At 57.6% G+C, this 16,613-nt stretch carries 20 protein-coding genes; 14 read left to right on the forward strand and 6 right to left on the reverse strand.

The features are described from left to right. Nucleotides 1-52: 52 nt before the first annotated feature. From atpE to SynBIOSU31_RS11790, 4 genes are all read right to left on the reverse strand, one after another. Nucleotides 53-298, reverse strand: a complete 246-nt coding sequence (gene atpE, locus SynBIOSU31_RS11775) for an ATP synthase F0 subunit C (protein WP_006854325.1) — start codon at nucleotides 296-298, stop codon at nucleotides 53-55. Nucleotides 299-470: 172 nt separating this feature from the next. Next, complete coding sequence (atpB, locus tag SynBIOSU31_RS11780; protein ID WP_066911088.1) at nucleotides 471-1,196, reverse strand: F0F1 ATP synthase subunit A; 726 nt, start codon at nucleotides 1,194-1,196, stop codon at nucleotides 471-473. Between the two features lie 25 nt (nucleotides 1,197-1,221). After that, nucleotides 1,222-1,557: a hypothetical protein gene (locus SynBIOSU31_RS11785; RefSeq protein ID WP_186493026.1), complete on the reverse strand. Its 336-nt coding sequence runs from the start codon at nucleotides 1,555-1,557 to the stop codon at nucleotides 1,222-1,224. A 104-nt stretch (nucleotides 1,558-1,661) separates the two neighbouring features. Next, nucleotides 1,662-2,864 carry a class I SAM-dependent methyltransferase gene (locus SynBIOSU31_RS11790; protein WP_186493027.1) on the reverse strand — a complete coding sequence of 401 codons (1,203 nt, stop codon included), beginning with the start codon at nucleotides 2,862-2,864 and terminating at the stop codon, nucleotides 1,662-1,664. Between the two features lie 157 nt (nucleotides 2,865-3,021). On the opposite strand from SynBIOSU31_RS11790, the gene SynBIOSU31_RS11795 reads away from it, so the two are divergent. From SynBIOSU31_RS11795 to SynBIOSU31_RS11825, 7 genes are all read left to right on the forward strand, one after another. Next, the gene (locus SynBIOSU31_RS11795) at nucleotides 3,022-5,931 is read left to right on the forward strand and encodes a phycobilisome rod-core linker polypeptide (RefSeq protein ID WP_186490267.1); all 2,910 of its coding nucleotides are present in this window, start codon (nucleotides 3,022-3,024) and stop codon (nucleotides 5,929-5,931) included. Between the two features lie 413 nt (nucleotides 5,932-6,344). Further along, on the forward strand, nucleotides 6,345-6,830 hold the full coding sequence (locus tag SynBIOSU31_RS11800) for an allophycocyanin (protein ID WP_067095786.1): 486 nt from the start codon (nucleotides 6,345-6,347) through the stop codon (nucleotides 6,828-6,830). A 39-nt stretch (nucleotides 6,831-6,869) separates the two neighbouring features. Continuing rightward, the gene (gene apcB / locus SynBIOSU31_RS11805) at nucleotides 6,870-7,358 is read left to right on the forward strand and encodes an allophycocyanin subunit beta (protein ID WP_186490268.1); all 489 of its coding nucleotides are present in this window, start codon (nucleotides 6,870-6,872) and stop codon (nucleotides 7,356-7,358) included. Between the two features lie 5 nt (nucleotides 7,359-7,363). Further along, nucleotides 7,364-7,564, forward strand: coding sequence for a phycobilisome linker polypeptide (locus tag SynBIOSU31_RS11810; RefSeq protein ID WP_186490269.1), 201 nt, complete (start codon nucleotides 7,364-7,366; stop codon nucleotides 7,562-7,564). A 127-nt stretch (nucleotides 7,565-7,691) separates the two neighbouring features. Further along, nucleotides 7,692-8,942, forward strand: coding sequence for an FtsW/RodA/SpoVE family cell cycle protein (locus SynBIOSU31_RS11815; RefSeq protein ID WP_370593719.1), 1,251 nt, complete (start codon nucleotides 7,692-7,694; stop codon nucleotides 8,940-8,942). Nucleotides 8,943-9,027: 85 nt separating this feature from the next. Next, nucleotides 9,028-9,696 (forward strand): cytochrome c biogenesis CcdA family protein, encoded by a 669-nt coding sequence (locus tag SynBIOSU31_RS11820; RefSeq protein ID WP_255477456.1) that lies wholly within the window; start codon nucleotides 9,028-9,030, stop codon nucleotides 9,694-9,696. Nucleotides 9,697-9,698: 2 nt separating this feature from the next. Beyond that, on the forward strand, nucleotides 9,699-10,991 hold the full coding sequence (locus SynBIOSU31_RS11825; protein ID WP_186490275.1) for a cytochrome c biogenesis protein ResB: 1,293 nt from the start codon (nucleotides 9,699-9,701) through the stop codon (nucleotides 10,989-10,991). Here the strand turns inward: SynBIOSU31_RS11825 and queF are convergent. Then, nucleotides 10,963-11,373, reverse strand: coding sequence for a preQ(1) synthase (gene queF, locus SynBIOSU31_RS11830; protein ID WP_186490277.1), 411 nt, complete (start codon nucleotides 11,371-11,373; stop codon nucleotides 10,963-10,965). The two genes, SynBIOSU31_RS11825 and queF, sit on opposite strands and share 29 nt — an antisense overlap. A gap of 293 nt (nucleotides 11,374-11,666) precedes the next feature. Between queF and SynBIOSU31_RS11835 the strand changes: the two genes are divergently transcribed. The 3 genes from SynBIOSU31_RS11835 to SynBIOSU31_RS11845 all read left to right on the forward strand — a co-directional run bounded on the left by SynBIOSU31_RS11835 (nucleotide 11,667) and on the right by SynBIOSU31_RS11845 (nucleotide 12,550). Next, entirely contained in the window at nucleotides 11,667-11,882 is a 216-nt protein-coding gene (locus SynBIOSU31_RS11835; RefSeq protein ID WP_186490279.1) for a DUF4278 domain-containing protein, read from the forward strand. 69 nt (nucleotides 11,883-11,951) lie between these two features. Further along, complete coding sequence (locus SynBIOSU31_RS11840; protein WP_186490281.1) at nucleotides 11,952-12,179, forward strand: hypothetical protein; 228 nt, start codon at nucleotides 11,952-11,954, stop codon at nucleotides 12,177-12,179. Nucleotides 12,180-12,211: 32 nt separating this feature from the next. Next, nucleotides 12,212-12,550, forward strand: a complete 339-nt coding sequence (locus SynBIOSU31_RS11845; RefSeq protein ID WP_066910997.1) for a P-II family nitrogen regulator — start codon at nucleotides 12,212-12,214, stop codon at nucleotides 12,548-12,550. 18 nt (nucleotides 12,551-12,568) lie between these two features. Here the strand turns inward: SynBIOSU31_RS11845 and SynBIOSU31_RS11850 are convergent, their stop codons facing one another. After that, nucleotides 12,569-13,396: a TlyA family RNA methyltransferase gene (locus SynBIOSU31_RS11850; RefSeq protein WP_186490283.1), complete on the reverse strand. Its 828-nt coding sequence runs from the start codon at nucleotides 13,394-13,396 to the stop codon at nucleotides 12,569-12,571. Between the two features lie 98 nt (nucleotides 13,397-13,494). Between SynBIOSU31_RS11850 and SynBIOSU31_RS11855 the strand changes: the two genes are divergently transcribed. From SynBIOSU31_RS11855 to fumC, 4 genes are all read left to right on the forward strand, one after another. Then, nucleotides 13,495-13,710, forward strand: coding sequence for a hypothetical protein (locus tag SynBIOSU31_RS11855; protein ID WP_186490285.1), 216 nt, complete (start codon nucleotides 13,495-13,497; stop codon nucleotides 13,708-13,710). A gap of 61 nt (nucleotides 13,711-13,771) precedes the next feature. Next, the gene (gene purB / locus SynBIOSU31_RS11860; RefSeq protein WP_186490286.1) at nucleotides 13,772-15,067 is read left to right on the forward strand and encodes an adenylosuccinate lyase; all 1,296 of its coding nucleotides are present in this window, start codon (nucleotides 13,772-13,774) and stop codon (nucleotides 15,065-15,067) included. Nucleotides 15,068-15,082: 15 nt separating this feature from the next. After that, nucleotides 15,083-15,190 (forward strand): adenylosuccinate lyase, encoded by a 108-nt coding sequence (locus SynBIOSU31_RS11865; RefSeq protein ID WP_186490288.1) that lies wholly within the window; start codon nucleotides 15,083-15,085, stop codon nucleotides 15,188-15,190. Between the two features lie 19 nt (nucleotides 15,191-15,209). Then, nucleotides 15,210-16,607: a class II fumarate hydratase gene (gene fumC, locus SynBIOSU31_RS11870; RefSeq protein WP_186490290.1), complete on the forward strand. Its 1,398-nt coding sequence runs from the start codon at nucleotides 15,210-15,212 to the stop codon at nucleotides 16,605-16,607. The last annotated feature ends 6 nt before the right edge of the window (nucleotides 16,608-16,613 follow it).

Below are 16,613 nucleotides of genomic sequence, written 5' to 3' on the forward strand. Positions count from 1 at the left end.
GAAGAATCACGCCAGGGAGCTGCCATCACAAGAAGAAGCTCCCTGGAGATGATCAAGCGAATGGGTTGGCGAACAGAAGCACGAGAGCCACAACCAGGCCGTAGATCGTCAGCGACTCCATGAATGCCAGGGAAAGCAGCAGGGTGCCGCGGATCTTGCCTTCAGCCTCAGGCTGACGGGCAATACCTTCAACAGCACCTTGGGAAGCGCTGCCCTGACCAATACCAGGGCCGATAGCCGCCAGGCCAACAGCCAGGCCAGCAGCAACGACGGAAGCTGCGGAAGTGATGGAATCCATGTTGAGAGCGTTTTGAAGGGGGGGTGCGCAGTAGCGCTGAGCAAATGAAGTGGGGATTGGTTCCCCCTGCGCAGGGACACTCTCTGTTTCAAGAGAGCGGGCCCGAGTCATGAGCGTCGGACCTACGCGCAGAAGTGTTTAGCAGATCGCCTTGTCGGCGAACATTTATCACCTAGTGGTGTTCATGCAAACCTTCACCGATGTAGAAGGCAGCCAATGTTGCAAAAATCAGAGCCTGGATTGCACTGGTGAACAGTCCAAGCAGCATCACCGGGAGAGGAACAATTAAAGGAACCAGATAAACAAGCACTCCAACCGCAAGTTCATCTGCCAGGATGTTTCCGAAGAGACGGAATGACAGAGAAAGAGGTTTTGTAAACTCCTCAATGATCTTGAAGGGAAGCATGATCGGAGTTGGCTCTACATAGAGCTCAAAAAACCTCAGACCTTTTTTGCTTAAACCGGCATAGAAGTAAGCAAGGGAAACCAGCAGAGCCATCGCCACCGTGGTGTTGATGTCTGCTGTAGGTGCACCCAGCTCACCTTCAGGAAGTTCAAAGACTTTCCAAGGGATCAAAGCGCCACCCCAGTTGCTCACAAAAATGAACAAGAACAGGGTTCCAATGAAAGGAAGCCACTCTCGATAATATTTTTCTCCGATCTGATCTCGAGCGAGATCACGCAGATAATCCCAGAGAAATTCGAGCAGGTTCTGCACGCCCCTGGGGTCGCGATCCAACTTGCGCGTACCAACAAGGACGACAGCAAGGAGTGCGCCGATCAGAATCCAGGAACTCAGAAAAACCTGGCCGTGCAGATTGAGATTTCCGATCTGCCAATACAGATGGTTCCCAACCTCCAGTTCGGCGAAAGGCAGTGTGAAAGGCAGCAAAGCCATTGAATGCAGAAGGGGATGCGCGAGCTCAGCCGTCAATGACGGTCTGAAGAATCAAGGCGGGTTTATAGAGAAGGAAGCCGATGAAAGCAGGAAGGATTTCGAGCTGAGGGAACTTGGCCGCTCCAACAATGAGCAGCACAGGAACAACCAACTGAAAACGACCCACTTGACGGGAACCTCCGCCGAGCCGAGCCACGCTGCGGGCGAGCAGGCGCAGGTAGAGAACACCAGCGCAGGAACCCACCAACAGGCTGCGGGCAACCATGGCGTCGAAACCAACAAGTGCGACGAGAACCGCAACCAGTGAAACCGCCAAAGTTGCCAGCATCAGGCGTTGTTGAAGTCTGGCGTAGTCGGCCATTCCAGAATCAAACGCAACGGATGCCGCGGATGATTCGGTGGGGTCGTTAGCCAGCAAACAGTGCCTGAGGAAGCGCGCGGAATCTATCACGCGTTTTCTCACGCTCAGGTTCTGCAAGCCTCCAGAAGCAACAGGCGGCGCGACAAGAGACCTCTTGCAACTGAGACGGTCTCAGGCCCGAGGTTGAGGTCACCCAAACGTGTTTTTGGCCGGTGCTCAACAGCTTCCAGCAATGCCAGCTCGGATTCCGAAAGAGCCATCGGCTCCAGATCCGGACCCAGAAGGCTGGAGGAAGGCCATCCCCATAAACACGACTGTCGCCGACCAACCGCTTGGAGCAAGGCTGCATCGTCGTCCCAGCAATGGCATTGCACGGGTCGTTTCGCCACAAAGAACTCGAAATGACTGATCTCTGGATCGAGGTCTTCAACCAGAAGCCACTGTTCGCGCTGTGGAAGCATTGCTGCACGCTCCAGCAATTCACCGGAAAGCAATCGGTTCAGATCCCATACGGAGGGATTCGAAAAGCCGGCGAACTGCAGTCCGGCTGCATCGATCAAACCAAACAAACGACTGAGGTCGTAGCTGGTCTCCTGCGGATGGAGGTACATATCAGCGAAATTTGAATCGGCCGCGGTATCGATCAGCCAGCGCTGCTCATGGTTCTGACGCAGACGGTTGCCCTCAGGCAGAACCTGAAAAAGTTCACGGCCAAGACGCAGACCTTCGGCACCATTACCAGCACCCAATCGAAGCAGCGCGCTCTGGGTTCGATGAATCTCCCAACGTCCCCCATCGGCGTAGAGAAATAAATGGATCAATCCTGTATCCGCCAACAGCGAGCCCAAGGCCTTCAAACCCGCCAGCGGATCTCGAAGGTGATGCAGAACGCCCACAGAATTGATGTAGTCGAAGGGGCCCTCGCCCTCCAGATCAAGCAGGCTGCGCTGCTCCTGTCGCAACACAGCCATCTGATCCGCAGCACCGGACCGCTTCAATCGTTCGCGGGCCACCTCAAGAGCTCCGGCACTGATATCCACCGCCAGAACCTGGGCTCCTGGATTGAGATGACAGAGGTAATCGGTGCTGACGCCTGTCCCACACCCAGCATCGAGAATGCGCAATGAAGCAATTTCGTTGGTATGCGATGGCACTGCGCCATGCACAGCTGCCGCAACGCTTTCGTAACACCAACGCCAGTTGTAGCCAGGAGGAGGTCCGTCTTGAAGAGGATCCCCCGGGTATGGGAACCGGTCATAAAAGTCACTCACCACAGGGGTGGCGGCATCCGAGGGCTTGGGGTTCATCGGCGCGTCGGTTTCCGATCTCATTTTGGTCTGAAGCATTTCAGGGTGGGCTTCAGAAACAGCTCTGAAACAAGACCCCCTGCAAACATTTGTTCATGCCTGTTCGGGAGCCTTCAGGACGAGCCGTAACCTGACCGAATCCGGCTTGCTCCCGTTCATGACCGTGACCGCCAGCAGCGGCAGCCCAAGGGTCTCCCCCCAGCTGTTCGACACCCTGCCGCTCTCCAGCGTTCGTCAGGCGGAACAACAGGACCGTTTTCCCGATGGGGGTGAACTCAATACGCTGATCACGTTCTTCCGCAGCGGCAATGACCGCCTGGAAGCGTCAAAGATCATTGCCAGCAACGCGGAAGCGATCGTTGCCCGCGCGGCGAACAGAATTTTTGTCGGAGGAACTCCGCTTTCGTTCCTTGAAGCGCCTCTCAGCACAGGCGAGGTGGCTCGAGTTGTCGATGCAGCCCCGCTTGCTGCTGACCAAGCCGCTTTCGAACAATCCGTGCGCACGTTCACGGGCGACAGCGGCATCACCAAGCGAGGCAATTTCTTCACTCGGCTGCTTGATGTAGCCGGTGGCGATGCCGATGTACGAGTCGTCCTGCCCACGGGATTCACCGCCATCAGCGTGGCCAAGTACGGGCCGGCATTCATGCGCAAATCAGTGCGCGACTTGGGTTGGTTTCTTCGCTACGTGGGCTACGCATTGGTAGCCGGTGACCCAAGCATTCTTGCGGTGAACACGCGCGGACTGCGCGACATTCTTCTCAAAAATTGTTCTCTGAGCGCCACCAATGTGGCCCTCCAAGAAATGCGAGGGGCCTGTGCGGAGCTACTTCGGGAGCGCCCAGAGGCCCGCCGCCTCACCATCGACTGCTTCAACGTGCTCCTGAAGGAGCTTGCCGTTGCGACGCCTTCCACGAAACAAAAGCGTGGCAGCCGCGTCAGCCAAGGGCTTCAGCTTCCAGCGATCTACGCCCTGGCATCCGAAACAGCACAGCGTTTCGAAATGCGTCCGGGCCTGTCCGGAGCGGAGAAAGCTGAAATCATCCGAGCCGCTTATCGACAAGTCTTCGAGCGCGACATCGCCAAGGGCTATTCCCAGACCCCATGTCGTTCAGAAGCAAGCCAGCTAGTGCAGGGCAAGATTTCCATGCGGGAATTCATCCGCGCCCTAGGCCGCAGCAAGGAATACCGGAACCAGTTTTACGGACCCTTCGTGAACAGCCGAGTTGTGGAACTGGCCTACCGCCATTTCCTCGGACGCGGCGTCAGTTCGCTCGAGGAATTCCGCAAAGCATTTTCGATCGTCAGCGAGCAGGGCCTGAACGGTCTGATTGATGTGATCGTGAACAGCAGCGAATATGCACAGACCTTCGGTGAGGAGACTGTTCCATACCTCCGCGACCTGGGTGAAGAGGCACAGGAAAGTGCTGGCTGGGGTTCAAACCGTCGTTTGTTCCGCTTCAGTGCGCCGTTTGAGGGAGCACCTCAATACGTGACGCTTTATGCCTCCTACCGGCAGCCTCTCGCTGATCAGCATGTTTACGGCGGCGGCAATGATCCTGTAGGGAACCAATACGGAGCGATTTTCCCTTCGGACACTGCTTCAGTGGCGACACGTCCTGCACCCTTCAGCTACGACACCCGCCGCCTGCTGGTGAGCAATGGCATGGCGCAACCTGGACAGATGGACAGTCCTCAGTTCCGAGGCAGTCGTCCGCGCAAGGTTGGACCGAGAGTCGTTCGACTCCAGCAAATCTCCACTGGCGGTTCAGCCGTTCCGAGCCGCGGCGGTCAGCCCAGCATTCGCAACACCGAATCCTCAACCCAGGCGGTAATCAAAGCCGTTTACATCCAGGTGCTCGGCAACTCTGGCTACGAAGGAGAACGCCTCAACTCCCAGGAAGCCCGTCTTGAAAACGGTGACATCAGCCTCCGCGACTTCATCCGCGGCGTGGCTCGCTCGGATGCCTTCCGCCGTCGCTACTGGGAAGGCCTTTACATCGCCAAATCCATCGAAGTGATGCACCGCCGTCTGCTGGGCAGGCCCACCTTCGGTCGCTGGGAGATCGATGCGCTCTTCGACACTGCAGCTCGCCGTGGTTTTTACGGTCTGGTCGACGCCCTAATCGACAGCAAGGACTACGGAGATTGCTTCGGTGAAGACACCGTGCCGTACGAGCGCTTCATTACGCCGAAAGACCTGACCACTCGTCGTGCTCCCGGATTACGCAGAGCTTTGGATCCCTCGATCGGGGCCAGAGTCAACGTGTCGCTGACTCCACGGCCCGAAGCCATTCGCCGCGAAGCATTCCGCACGACCGGTGACGTCACCAAGAGAAATATCGCTGATCAGAGTCGACGCAGCGGCTCCGTCGGAAAGTGGACAGCCGACATCAGCGGGTTCACCCCGCCGGAACAGCTGGCCGCTTTCATGCTGCGGCGCTCATCCGGCTCCGCAACATCGCTCAACCAGGTGCCCCGCTCGTCCCAGTCCAACCGTGGGCAAGCTGGGATTCAGGCGGCACTCCCTCTCGGCGATGCCAGTGGTTACAAGCGACGCGAGGGGCTTCCCACCCAGGCATCCCTCGCAAGGGTGTCCAGTGAGTCCGAACTGAGAGAGATCCTTGATGCGACTTACCGCCAGTTGTTGAATCGCGTGCCACTGGAAACAGAGCGCCTGATCACAGCGGAGTCAATGCTCAGAGATGGGCAGATTGATCTCGATGGCTTCGTCGAATCAGTTGCTCTGAGCGAGACCTTCCAAGATCGACTCTCACGGATGGCACCGCTTCGCGCTGCAACCGCTGCAAGCATCGCTCTTCTTGGCAGAGCCTCAACTCCACAGGAGACAAGCCGCTTTCTCCAGGTCAGAGCAGCCTGTGGACAACCCACTGCCGTGCGCAATCTGCTCGAACTTCGAGTCGAGATCGGCTCTGAACCGTCGGATGTGCCGGGGCTCAGCACGCTGAGCTCGCGCAGTGGTGTGCCCCAGTCAACAATCACTCGAACGGCCAGCCTGTACGGCGGCAACGCTGGCCTGACCCCACGACCCGACGAAGCTCTTTGAACCTTCTGTTTAAAAAAAGAGTTTCACAGCAAAATAAAATTATTTAACGACAGCGACGGAGCCTTTAAAGCCTCCTATTTTTTGCTGGATTGTTATAAAAAAGAACTTCAAAAAGCGGCACGAAGTTCAAACAGAGCGGTCCACACTGGCAATGAAGATCTGTTACCAGGAGGCAGACTCTCCAGGTCGCTGCCTGAGAATTAAGAAGGCATATGTGCTCCTTGCCTTGCGAGGTGCACGAATTCCACAACGGAAGATCAACAGATACAACATCTGATGGCCTTCCGACTCGGATCTCCGCGATCCGAGGCACTGCGGCCCTTAAGCTGCATCACGATCTCACTCGAGATCACCACACCACTCACCGGATATCGGCCTCCTACGGGTGGCTGCTTGCTTCGAGGTAGAACTGCATGAGCATCGTCTCCAACTCGATCATCAACGCGGACGCCGAAGCCCGCTATCTGAGTCCAGGAGAACTGGACCAGATCAAGGCGTTCGTCAGCGGAGGCCAACGTCGCCTGCGAGTCGCTCAGGTTCTCAGCGAGAGCCGTGAGCGCATCGTTAAGACTGCAGGTGGACAGCTCTTTCAGAAGCGCCCTGATGTCATCTCTCCTGGCGGCAATGCCTACGGAGAAGCCATGACCGCAACATGTCTGCGGGATATGGATTACTACCTCCGTCTCGTGACCTACGGCGTCGTCGCTGGTGACGTGACCCCGATCGAAGAGATCGGAGTGATTGGAGCCCGTGAGCTCTACCGATCACTCGGCACTCCCCTCGAGGCCATGGCAGAAGCCGTTCGTGAGATGAAAACGGTGGCAATGGGCATCCTTAGTGGTGCTGATGCCGAAGAAGCCGGCTTCTACTTCGACTACGTGGTGGGCGCTCTCGCCTGATCACCGGAACCAACGCCCCTTCACGTCACACCTGAGTCCATGCAAGACGCGATCACCAACGTCATCAACAAGTCCGACGTCCAAGGTCTCTACCTGGATACGGCATCCATGACCAACCTCGAGAGCTACTTCGCCAGCGGTGAGCTGCGCGTGAAGGCTGCCGCAACAATCAGTGCGAATGCTTCCGCCATCATTCGCGACGCTGTGGCTAAGGCGCTGTTGTACTCGGACATCACCCGTCCTGGCGGCAACATGTACACCACCCGCCGCTATGCAGCCTGTATCCGTGATCTGGATTACTACCTGCGCTACTCCACCTACGCCATGCTCGCCGGCGACACCTCCATTCTCGACGAGCGAGTCCTTAACGGTCTGAAAGAGACCTACAATTCCCTTGGTGTCCCGATTGGAGCAACAGTGCAGGCCATTCAGGCCATGAAGGAAGTCACCGCATCCCTGGTCGGCCCTGATGCAGGACAGGAAATGGGTGTGTACTTCGACTACATCTGTTCCGGTCTCGGCAACTGAGCCCCATGCGGTTGTTCAAAGTCACCGCTTGCATCCCCAGCCCTGAGAAGGTGCGGACGCAGCGCGAATTGCAGAACACTTTCTTTACCAAGTGGGTTCCTTACAACAGCTGGTTCGCTGAACAACAGCGCATCCAGAAGCAGGGTGGTCGCATCATCAAGGTGGAACTCTGCACCGGCGGGCAACAAGTCAACGTCGGGAACTAAATCAAATTCAAAGGTGTGTTCAAACCCGGCCTCTGGTCGGGTTTTTTGTTGAGCTCCCTTGGCAAACCGCCCTAAGGACGGCTCAATACATGCAACACCTCCGATCGTTTTGAGCAGCCCCACCGTGATCTCCAAAAGGAGTCGATCCTCACGTCAGGGCACCCTGCGGGAACGTCAAAAGACTGCGTCTGAATCCAAGCCTCTCTGGGAGCGTTGTCTCCCGCTTGACTGGTCACTCTGGCCTGCTGAAGCCCGTCTGCTGCTCACACTCACGGCCATTTGGAGCCTGGCTGGTCTGTTAGTGCTCGCATCAGCCAGCTGGTGGGTTGCGGCCCGAGAACAAGGAGAGGGTGCTTATTACGTCAAAAGGCAGCTGGTTTGGATGGCAGCCAGCTGGAGCCTGATGTCATTCACCGCATCGATCAATCTGCGGCGCTGGCTGAAACTCGCGGGGCCCGCACTCTGGATTGGCTGCCTGTTGATCGCAGCGACCCTTGTCATGGGAACCACCGTGAATGGAGCCAGCCGATGGCTGGTGATCGGCCCGATTCAAATTCAGCCTTCCGAGCTCGTGAAACCGTTTGTAGTGCTCCAAGCAGCAAACCTCTTCGCACACTGGAAACGGACTGGGCTCGATCAGAAACTGCTGTGGCTCGGGAGTTTCGGGATTCTGGTGTTACTGATTCTCAAGCAACCCAACCTGAGCACTGCTGCCTTAAGTGGCCTTCTGATCTGGCTGATGGCCTTTTCAGCAGGATTGCCACTCTTCCAACTGTTCGGAACGGCAATTGGAGGAGCACTACTGGGCACGGCCAGCATCCTGATTAATGAATATCAGCGTCTACGCGTGATCTCCTTTCTGAATCCCTGGAAGGATCCGCAGGGTGATGGATACCAACTGATTCAAAGCTTGCTGGCGATCGGCTCGGGCGGAATTTTCGGCCAAGGATTTGGGCTCTCCACCCAGAAACTTCAATATCTGCCGATTCAGAGCACCGACTTCATCTTTGCGGTCTACGCCGAAGAATTTGGACTGGTGGGGTCCTTGCTACTGCTTCTCTTCCTAATGTTGATAGGCTATTTGGGGCTGCGCGTTGCCCTCCGATGCCGAAGCAATCAGGCCAGGCTCGTTGCCATCGGTTGCGCGGCACTCCTTGTAGGCCAGTCGCTGATGAACGTGGCAGTGGCATCGGGAGCGATGCCGACCACCGGGCTGCCACTGCCGCTGGTGAGCTACGGAGGCAACTCACTGCTCTCAAGTCTGATGATCGTTGGACTTCTGATCCGCTGCTCTCTGGAATCCACAGGGTTGATCGGTGGGCGGGGCCAAGCTCAACGACTGGTATCTGATCGACGCCGTCCACGTCCAAATCGATAGGCTGAACTCGGTGTTTTTCTGAACCAGCTTCACCATCGCCTTCCTCGACCTGGCACTGTCCGATCTGGCCCGAAGCGGTGAAGACCTGCTGAATCATGCACTCCAGCAGCCTGGACCACTCAGTCTTGGTGCCGTTTTGGTCGTTGGTGCCCTCACCAGTCTTGGACCGTGCTCCCTGTCACTGCTGCCGGTAACACTGGCCTACCTCGCCGGATTTGAAAGCGAACAACCTGGTTGGAAACGCAGCCTTGCTTTCTGCGGAGGCATCGTCGGGGCTCTGGTGATGCTGGGCAGCTTGAGCGGGCTGCTGGGAGGTATTTACGGGCAGGTGCCTGGACTCATTCCCACTCTGGTGGCCTTGCTGGCTGTGGTGATGGGGCTCAATCTGCTTGGTGTCGTGCGGCTGCCCCTGCCAGCAGGTCCCGATCCCAATGCATGGAGTCGCAAGGTGCCCGCACCGCTGGCGCCAATTGCGGCTGGTCTGGCATTCGGCCTTGCGGCTTCTCCATGCACCACCCCGGTGTTGGCAGTTTTATTGGGCTGGATTGCCAGCAGTGGCAATGCAATCACAGGCTTGCTTTATCTCAGCAGCTTTGGAATCGGCCAGGTGCTGCCGTTGCTGCTTGCGGGGAGCATGGCGGCGTCGCTTCCCAAGCTCATGGCGATGCGCTCGATCAGTCAGTGGATCCCCAGCATCAGTGGTGTCGTGCTACTCACGATCGGCACGCTCACCCTGCTGACGAGGCTGGTCTAAGCATGCGTTTGCTCAAACGACTGCTGGCACTGCTCTCGAGCCTTCGCCTGGCCATTCTGCTGCTGCTGTTCATTGCTGTGGCCAGCGCAGTGGGCACGATCATCCCCCAACAGGAAGCACCTGAGCTCTACCTGGAGCGCTTCAATGCCGACCCATGGCTGGGATTGATCAACGGAAACCTGATGCTGCAAGTGCAGCTCAATCACGTCTATTCCAGCATCTGGTTTCTCTCGCTGTTGGCACTGCTCGGGCTGGCACTCATCTTGTGTAGCTGGAGACGTCAGTGGCCGTCACTGAAAGCAGCTCTGCGCTGGACTGATTACTCCCGCCCACGCCAACTCAGCAAACTGGCCTTGGCCGAGACTCTCACCTGCAGCGACAGCAGCGCCGCACTGAATGACCTGGCCTCGGAGCTCAGAGTTCAGGGTTGGAACGTCAGAGAGCAAAGCGGTCGACTTGCCGCCCGACGGGGGGTTGTCGGTCGTGTTGGCCCTTTGCTGGTTCATACAGGTCTGGTCCTGCTCCTGATTGGAGCCGCCTGGGGTGCCCTGGCCGGGCAGCGACTGGAGCGCTTTCTCGCCCCTGGACGCTCACTTGATCTCCTGAGTCCAGCCGGCGAGAACAGGCTCAGCCTCACCCTTCAGGATTTCGCCATCGAGAGAGACCCCGCTGGACGGCCGGAACAATTCAGCTCCAGCTTGCTGCTCAGTCCTCAAGGACATCCCGAAGAAGAACGCACGATCAGCGTCAATCATCCTTTGCGCTACCAGGGCATCACCATTTACCAGGCGGACTGGTCGCTGGCGACGATCACCGTGCAAATCGGGCGCAGCCCCCTGCTTCAACTACCACTGAGCACCTTTCCAGAACTGGGCGACCAGGTCTGGGGACTCGTGCTCCCCACACGTCCGGATGGAAGTGAACCAGTCTTCCTCAGCACCGGCAGTGAACAGGGACCAGTACAAGTCTTTGATTCTGATGGAAGTTTAATCACGAATCTCAGGCCCGGTGGAGACGGTGCTGAGGTGCGAGGGCTGCCGCTGAGAGTGGTGGAGATCATGCCGGCCAGCGGATTACTGCTGAAGCGTGATCCAGGGGTGCCCCTAGTTTATGCAGGCTTTGCGATCACGCTTTTGGGGGGTGGACTGAGCATGGTGGCCACACGTCAAATCTGGGCTGTTGCTGAGACACAACAAGCAAGGCTTCATGTGGGCGGCCTTTGCAACCGAAACCTTGCGGGCTTTGCCACAGAGCTCCCACAGCTGATCAACAGGGTTGGCGCTCTCCATGGCTGACGCGCACCACGGTGTGCACATTTCCACGGGGATAGAAATCAGCCTCCAATTGCATCCAGACGGGGGCACAGGCCTCAACCAAGTCATCAAGGATGCGATTGGCAACCTCCTCGTGAGAGATGGTGCGATTCCGATAACTATTCACGTAGAGCTTGATGGCCTTCAGCTCAACAACCCGAGGTCCCGGTTGATAAAGAAGTCGCAACACAGCGAAATCGGGGTAGCCGGAAAAAGGACAAAGACAGGTGAATTCAGGAAGCTCGATCGAGACCTCATAGGCACGGCCCTGGCGAGGATTGTCAAAACAGATCAGCTCGGCATCGGCAATGGCCCGTTCCCCGTAGAAGGGCGTGCGGGTGGTCTCCGCGGGGGATGCACTCATGGTCGAGAGGCGACACAACGGTTTGTGAAGACCTTAAAACCCAACATGACTGCCGTGAGCACAGAACAAGACTTGAGTAATCACGATTTCAAGCTTGGGCTCACCTCAAACTGTTCACCATGAACAACGCTTGTGCGGTAGTAGTGCATTGAAGGACAAATCGTTGGGCCTGGGCCTGCTCTCACAGACCTTTCAGCCGGAAGTAGCCACGCGCGTGGTGAAGCAACGCTCCTTCCCACGAAGCGGTCCCGATCAACGATCGGAGCACCACCATCCTCTTCGAGGCCATATCAATGAGCACAACACAACGCACCTATCGCGGCATCCCTTACGACACCATTCAGCATGAGCGACTGAGCCTGATCAGGGTCGATCACACTTACCGCGGTCAGCACTATGACGCGCCGCTGCATCACGCAGCGGCGACTGAGCCAACCGTGGAACTCCACTACCGCGGCAGCGTTTATCAACACCGCCGTGAACAGGCCAGAAAGCACGTCAACTCCTGATTCGGTATCAACGCGTACATCCGCGAAAGCATCGGCGAGCCGTAATGGGTTCACGATTGAGGCTTCTTCATGGATCTCCGCTTGCTCGCTGAAGGCCCTTCCTTCCGGTTGGTCCCCAACAGCGTTCATGGAATCCTCTGGCTTCAGACCCATTTCGAATCCGAGCATTGGGAGCTCCTCTCCCAAGGTCACGTGATCGTGAATCGAGTCGACGCACAAACACTGATGTTTGATGCCTCCGAAGCCGGCCTGAACCTGAATCCGCTGCCTTCTCTGTCCCCTGTTCCACACGCCTGAGCTCTTAGCTTTCCCAAAGCCGGATACCAGCAATGAAAAAAGTCGAAGCGATCATCCGCCCCTTCAAGCTTGAAGATGTCAAGCTTGCCTTGGTGAATGCTGGAATCGTTGGCATGACCGTGAGCGAAGTCCGCGGTTTCGGTCGACAGAAAGGCCAGGTTGAGCGCTATCGCGGATCGGAATTCACAGTGGAATTCCTGCAGAAACTCAAGATCGAGGTGGTCATCGACGACGGTCGCGTTGACACCGTTGTTAACGCCATTGCAGAAGCTGCGAAGACCGGTGAAATCGGTGACGGCAAGATCTTCATCTCGCCGGTGGACACCGTGGTTCGAATCCGTACTGGCGATCGGGACGGATCAGCTCTTTAAAACAGGGTCGTCCTTTCTTCACTCGCTCAAGGTTGATGAGACAACCTTCTCGATCAATGCGTTGGCGAACCCATGGTCGACGCTGGCGGTCAACCACAGCAAATATTCATGGTTACCGGCTGGACCGGTGAGTGGAGATGCGACCAGCCCCGTCGGCTTCCAGCCGAGAGGCTGAGCGGCTTTGATCACGTCGGTGATCGCATCAATGTGGGCAGCTGGGTCACGTACCACACCCCCCTTGCCAACTCTCTGCCGTCCAACCTCAAACTGGGGCTTCACCAGCACGATGGCCTCGCAATCCTTGGCACCAAAGTCCTCAGTGATCATCAGACCGCGCAAAGCTGGCAGCACCAATGAGAGCGAGATGAACGACACATCCGCCACGGCCAGTGTTGGGCGCTGATCCTCGTCCCCGTAAAGATCCTCAGCTGTCAGACGCCTCAGGTTGGTGCGTTCACGCAAGACCACCCGCTCATCGGTGCGCAGGCTCCAGGCGGTCTGGCCGTAGCCGACATCAATGCCGTAAACACGGCTGGCACCGTGCTGCAGCAGGCAATCGGTGAAACCACCGGTGGAGATCCCACCATCGATACAAACCCGTCCGTTCACCTCAACGGGAAAGGCATTCAAAGCACCCAAAAGCTTTTCTCCACCCCTTGAAACGAATCGCGGCGGTTGCTCCACCTGAAGTAGCAACTCTTCTGCCACTTCCTGCCCGGGCTTCTCAAGACGCTGTCCATGGACGTCACGCACCTTGCCGGCACGAATCAATCGCTGGGCCTGCTGGCGTGATGAAGCCAGGCCCAAAGTGAGCAGATGCAGATCCAGTCGGCGTTTACGAGCCATTTCTTCATAAAAGCAGAGGCGAAATCCGAACAAACCTGCGTGGTTCTCTTGGGAACCCAAACAACTCCCTGAAGATCAATCCGAGCCGCACCCCGGTCATGTCCGCCAAGCAGCACCTACGGCACCGTCCCACACCTCTCAACGTGGTGGAACTCCTGCATCCCGGAAGCTTCGTGACCATCGAAAATCACCCCAGCGATCTGCCCCCCTTCCAAGTGATCGAATGCCGAGGTGGACTCTGCACCGTTCGACAACAGGCGTGGGGACAGCACGTGCAATGGGAAGTAGAACATCGTCGCCTGCGTTCTGCCTGAGCCATTGGGTGCAAACCTGCGTCGCCTTAAGGTCAAGGATTGACCGTTTGTCTGCGATTCCTTGATCGAGCGCTACACCCTGCCCGAAATGGGCGCGATCTGGACCGATCAGGCCAAGTACCAGAGCTGGCTTGATGTTGAAGTGGCTGCCTGTGAGGCCAACTGCAGCCTGGGACGCGTTCCCAATGAGGCCATGGAGGACATCCGCACCAAGTCGGCTTTTGAGCCAGCGCGGATCCTTGAGATCGAAGCGGAAGTACGTCACGACGTCATCGCTTTTCTCACCAACGTCAACGAGCATGTCGGAGACGCGGGTCGCTACATCCATTTAGGAATGACTAGCAGCGATGTGCTGGACACTGGTCTTGCCTTGCAACTCAAGGCTTCCGTGGTTCTGCTGAGGAAGGAACTGAGGGCCCTCGACGACGCCATCACAACACTGGCGAAGGAGCACAAGTCCACCGTGATGATCGGTCGCTCCCATGCCATTCATGGTGAACCGATCACCTTTGGATTCAAGTTGGCTGGCTGGCTGGCCGAGACCCGCCGCAATGCCGAGCGACTCGAACGGCTTGAGCGTGATGTGGCCGTGGGGCAGGTGAGCGGGGCCATGGGCACCTACGCCAACACCGATCCGGAGGTGGAACGTCTCACGTGCGATCGACTAGGCCTCACCGCCGACACCGCAAGCACCCAAGTGATCTCTCGCGATCGGCATGCGGATTATGTCCAGACCCTGGCCCTGGTCGGTGCCTCACTGGACCGCTTCTCCACTGAAATCCGCAACCTGCAACGGACGGACGTCCTTGAGGTGGAAGAGAGCTTTGCCAAGGGTCAGAAAGGCAGCTCGGCCATGCCCCACAAACGCAACCCGATTCGCAGTGAGCGCATCAGTGGTCTGGCCAGGGTGCTGCGCAGCTATGTCGTCGCTGCCCTCGAAAATGTGGCGCTCTGGCATGAGCGAGATATCAGCCACAGCTCAACCGAGCGGATGATGCTCCCCGACTGCTCGGTGACATTGCACTTCATGCTCCGGGAGATGACTGCCGTGGTGGCAGGTCTGGGGGTGTACCCGGGAAACATGCGCCGCAATATGAACGTGTACGGCGGGGTGGTGTTCAGTCAGCGAGTGCTGCTCGGGCTGGTGGATGCAGGCATGAGCAGAGAAGACGCCTATCGGGTGGTGCAGCGCAATGCTCACAGCGCCTGGAACAACGACGGAGGAAATTTCCGCAGCAATCTTGAAGCTGACCCGGAAGTCACAGCCAAACTCGGTCCGCAGCAACTCGACGATTGCTTCAGCACCGATTTACACCAGGCGAATCTGGGAGTGATCTGGGAACGCCTGGCACTTTGAGGGTTGGTCTGAACCATGTTTTGGACCCCCTATGCAGACTGGATTTACGTGATCGTGAGCATCAGCGGCATGCTGCTGATCATTGTCCTCGTGCTCAGGCCCGGAGCCGGTCCACCCCCATAACGCATTCACCTGCCCTGCGATGTCAGAAGCGACCAGGATCGAACACGACAGCATGGGAGCCGTACAGGTCCCAGCAGAAGCTCTCTGGGGAGCGCAAACGCAGCGGTCACTCAGGAACTTCGATATCGCTGACGACCTCCTGCCAGCGGAGTTGATTCATGCTCTCGCCCGCATCAAACAGGCAGCAGCGAGCGTGAATGCCCGCCTCGGCGTGATCAGTGACAGCGAATCTGCAGCCATCGCGACAGCCTCCTCAGCGGTTGCAGACGGTCAGCACGATGATCAATTCCCCTTGCGCGTCTGGCAAACCGGTAGCGGCACTCAAACGAACATGAATGTCAATGAGGTGATCAGCAACCTGGCATCTGTGACTGCTGGTGAACCGCTCGGCAGCCACAGACCTGTCCACCCCAATGACCATGTCAACCGCTCCCAGTCCACCAATGACGTTTTCCCTGCAGCGATTCATGTGGCAGCCGTGGAAGGTGTCGAACATCGACTGCTTCCTGAACTCGATCGGTTGATCGGTGTTTTTGCAGCCAAAACTGAGCTCTGGAAAGACCTTGTGAAGATCGGCCGCACCCATCTGCAAGATGCAGTTCCGCTCACCCTCGGGCAGGAGGCCTCAGCGTGGCGCGACCAGATCGCGGCCTCCCGCGCTCGTATTGCATCCAGTCTTTCGGAGGTCTATCCCCTGCCACTCGGCGGCACTGCAGTGGGAACCGGTTTGAATGCGCCGGATGGTTTCGCCGAACAGGCTGCTCGGGAACTAGCGCAACTCACGGGCCTCGCTTTCAGCTCAGCACCCAACAAATTCGCTGTGATGGCAAGCCATGACGGGTTAGTCCATGCGATGGCACAGCTACGTCTGCTTGCCGGAAGTCTGCTGAAGATTGCCAATGACATCCGCCTTCTGGCCTGTGGCCCGCGCGCAGGGCTCGCAGAGCTCCATCTGCCTGAGAACGAACCCGGTAGCTCAATCATGCCGGGGAAAGTGAACCCAACCCAGTGCGAAGCGATGGCCATGGTCTGTACTCAGGTGATCGGCCTGGATGCTGCAGTCGCGATGGCAGGCGCCGGCGGCCACCTACAGATGAATGTCTACAAACCGCTGATCGGTTTCAATCTGCTCCGCTCAATCACCCTGCTCACGGATGCCTGCCGCTGCTTCCGAGTGGCCATGGTCGAGGGAATCGAACCGAATAGGGCCAGGATTCAACGTGATGTTGAGCAATCCCTCATGCTGGTGACACCTCTGGCGCCGATGATCGGGTACGACAAAGCAAGTGCGATTGCGAAATACGCCCATGAGCAGGGCCTGAGCCTCCGCAATGCTGCTCTAGACCTGGGTTATGTCAGCGCCGAAGACTTCGACCGCATCGTCGATCCCGCTGACATGGCACGGCAGCAAGGCTGAAAGAGA

The organism is Synechococcus sp. BIOS-U3-1, from assembly GCF_014279975.1.
Lineage (GTDB): Bacteria > Cyanobacteriota > Cyanobacteriia > PCC-6307 > Cyanobiaceae > Synechococcus_C.

Bases quoted from the DNA above. Each gene is read 5' to 3' on its own strand.
- atpE (WP_006854325.1), bottom strand. From the start codon at position 298: ATGGATTCCATCACTTCCGCAGCTTCCGTCGTTGCTGCTGGCCTGGCT.
- atpB (WP_066911088.1), bottom strand. From the start codon at position 1,196: ATGGCTTTGCTGCCTTTCACACTGCCTTTCGCCGAACTGGAGGTTGGG.
- SynBIOSU31_RS11785 (WP_186493026.1), bottom strand. From the start codon at position 1,557: ATGGCCGACTACGCCAGACTTCAACAACGCCTGATGCTGGCAACTTTG.
- SynBIOSU31_RS11790 (WP_186493027.1), bottom strand. From the start codon at position 2,864: ATGAACCCCAAGCCCTCGGATGCCGCCACCCCTGTGGTGAGTGACTTT.
- SynBIOSU31_RS11795 (WP_186490267.1), top strand. From the start codon at position 3,022: ATGACCGTGACCGCCAGCAGCGGCAGCCCAAGGGTCTCCCCCCAGCTG.
- SynBIOSU31_RS11800 (WP_067095786.1), top strand. From the start codon at position 6,345: ATGAGCATCGTCTCCAACTCGATCATCAACGCGGACGCCGAAGCCCGC.
- apcB (WP_186490268.1), top strand. From the start codon at position 6,870: ATGCAAGACGCGATCACCAACGTCATCAACAAGTCCGACGTCCAAGGT.
- SynBIOSU31_RS11810 (WP_186490269.1), top strand. From the start codon at position 7,364: ATGCGGTTGTTCAAAGTCACCGCTTGCATCCCCAGCCCTGAGAAGGTG.
- SynBIOSU31_RS11825 (WP_186490275.1), top strand. From the start codon at position 9,699: ATGCGTTTGCTCAAACGACTGCTGGCACTGCTCTCGAGCCTTCGCCTG.
- queF (WP_186490277.1), bottom strand. From the start codon at position 11,373: ATGAGTGCATCCCCCGCGGAGACCACCCGCACGCCCTTCTACGGGGAA.
- SynBIOSU31_RS11835 (WP_186490279.1), top strand. From the start codon at position 11,667: ATGAGCACAACACAACGCACCTATCGCGGCATCCCTTACGACACCATT.
- SynBIOSU31_RS11840 (WP_186490281.1), top strand. From the start codon at position 11,952: ATGGATCTCCGCTTGCTCGCTGAAGGCCCTTCCTTCCGGTTGGTCCCC.
- SynBIOSU31_RS11845 (WP_066910997.1), top strand. From the start codon at position 12,212: ATGAAAAAAGTCGAAGCGATCATCCGCCCCTTCAAGCTTGAAGATGTC.
- SynBIOSU31_RS11850 (WP_186490283.1), bottom strand. From the start codon at position 13,396: ATGGCTCGTAAACGCCGACTGGATCTGCATCTGCTCACTTTGGGCCTG.
- SynBIOSU31_RS11855 (WP_186490285.1), top strand. From the start codon at position 13,495: ATGTCCGCCAAGCAGCACCTACGGCACCGTCCCACACCTCTCAACGTG.
- SynBIOSU31_RS11865 (WP_186490288.1), top strand. From the start codon at position 15,083: ATGTTTTGGACCCCCTATGCAGACTGGATTTACGTGATCGTGAGCATC.
- fumC (WP_186490290.1), top strand. From the start codon at position 15,210: ATGTCAGAAGCGACCAGGATCGAACACGACAGCATGGGAGCCGTACAG.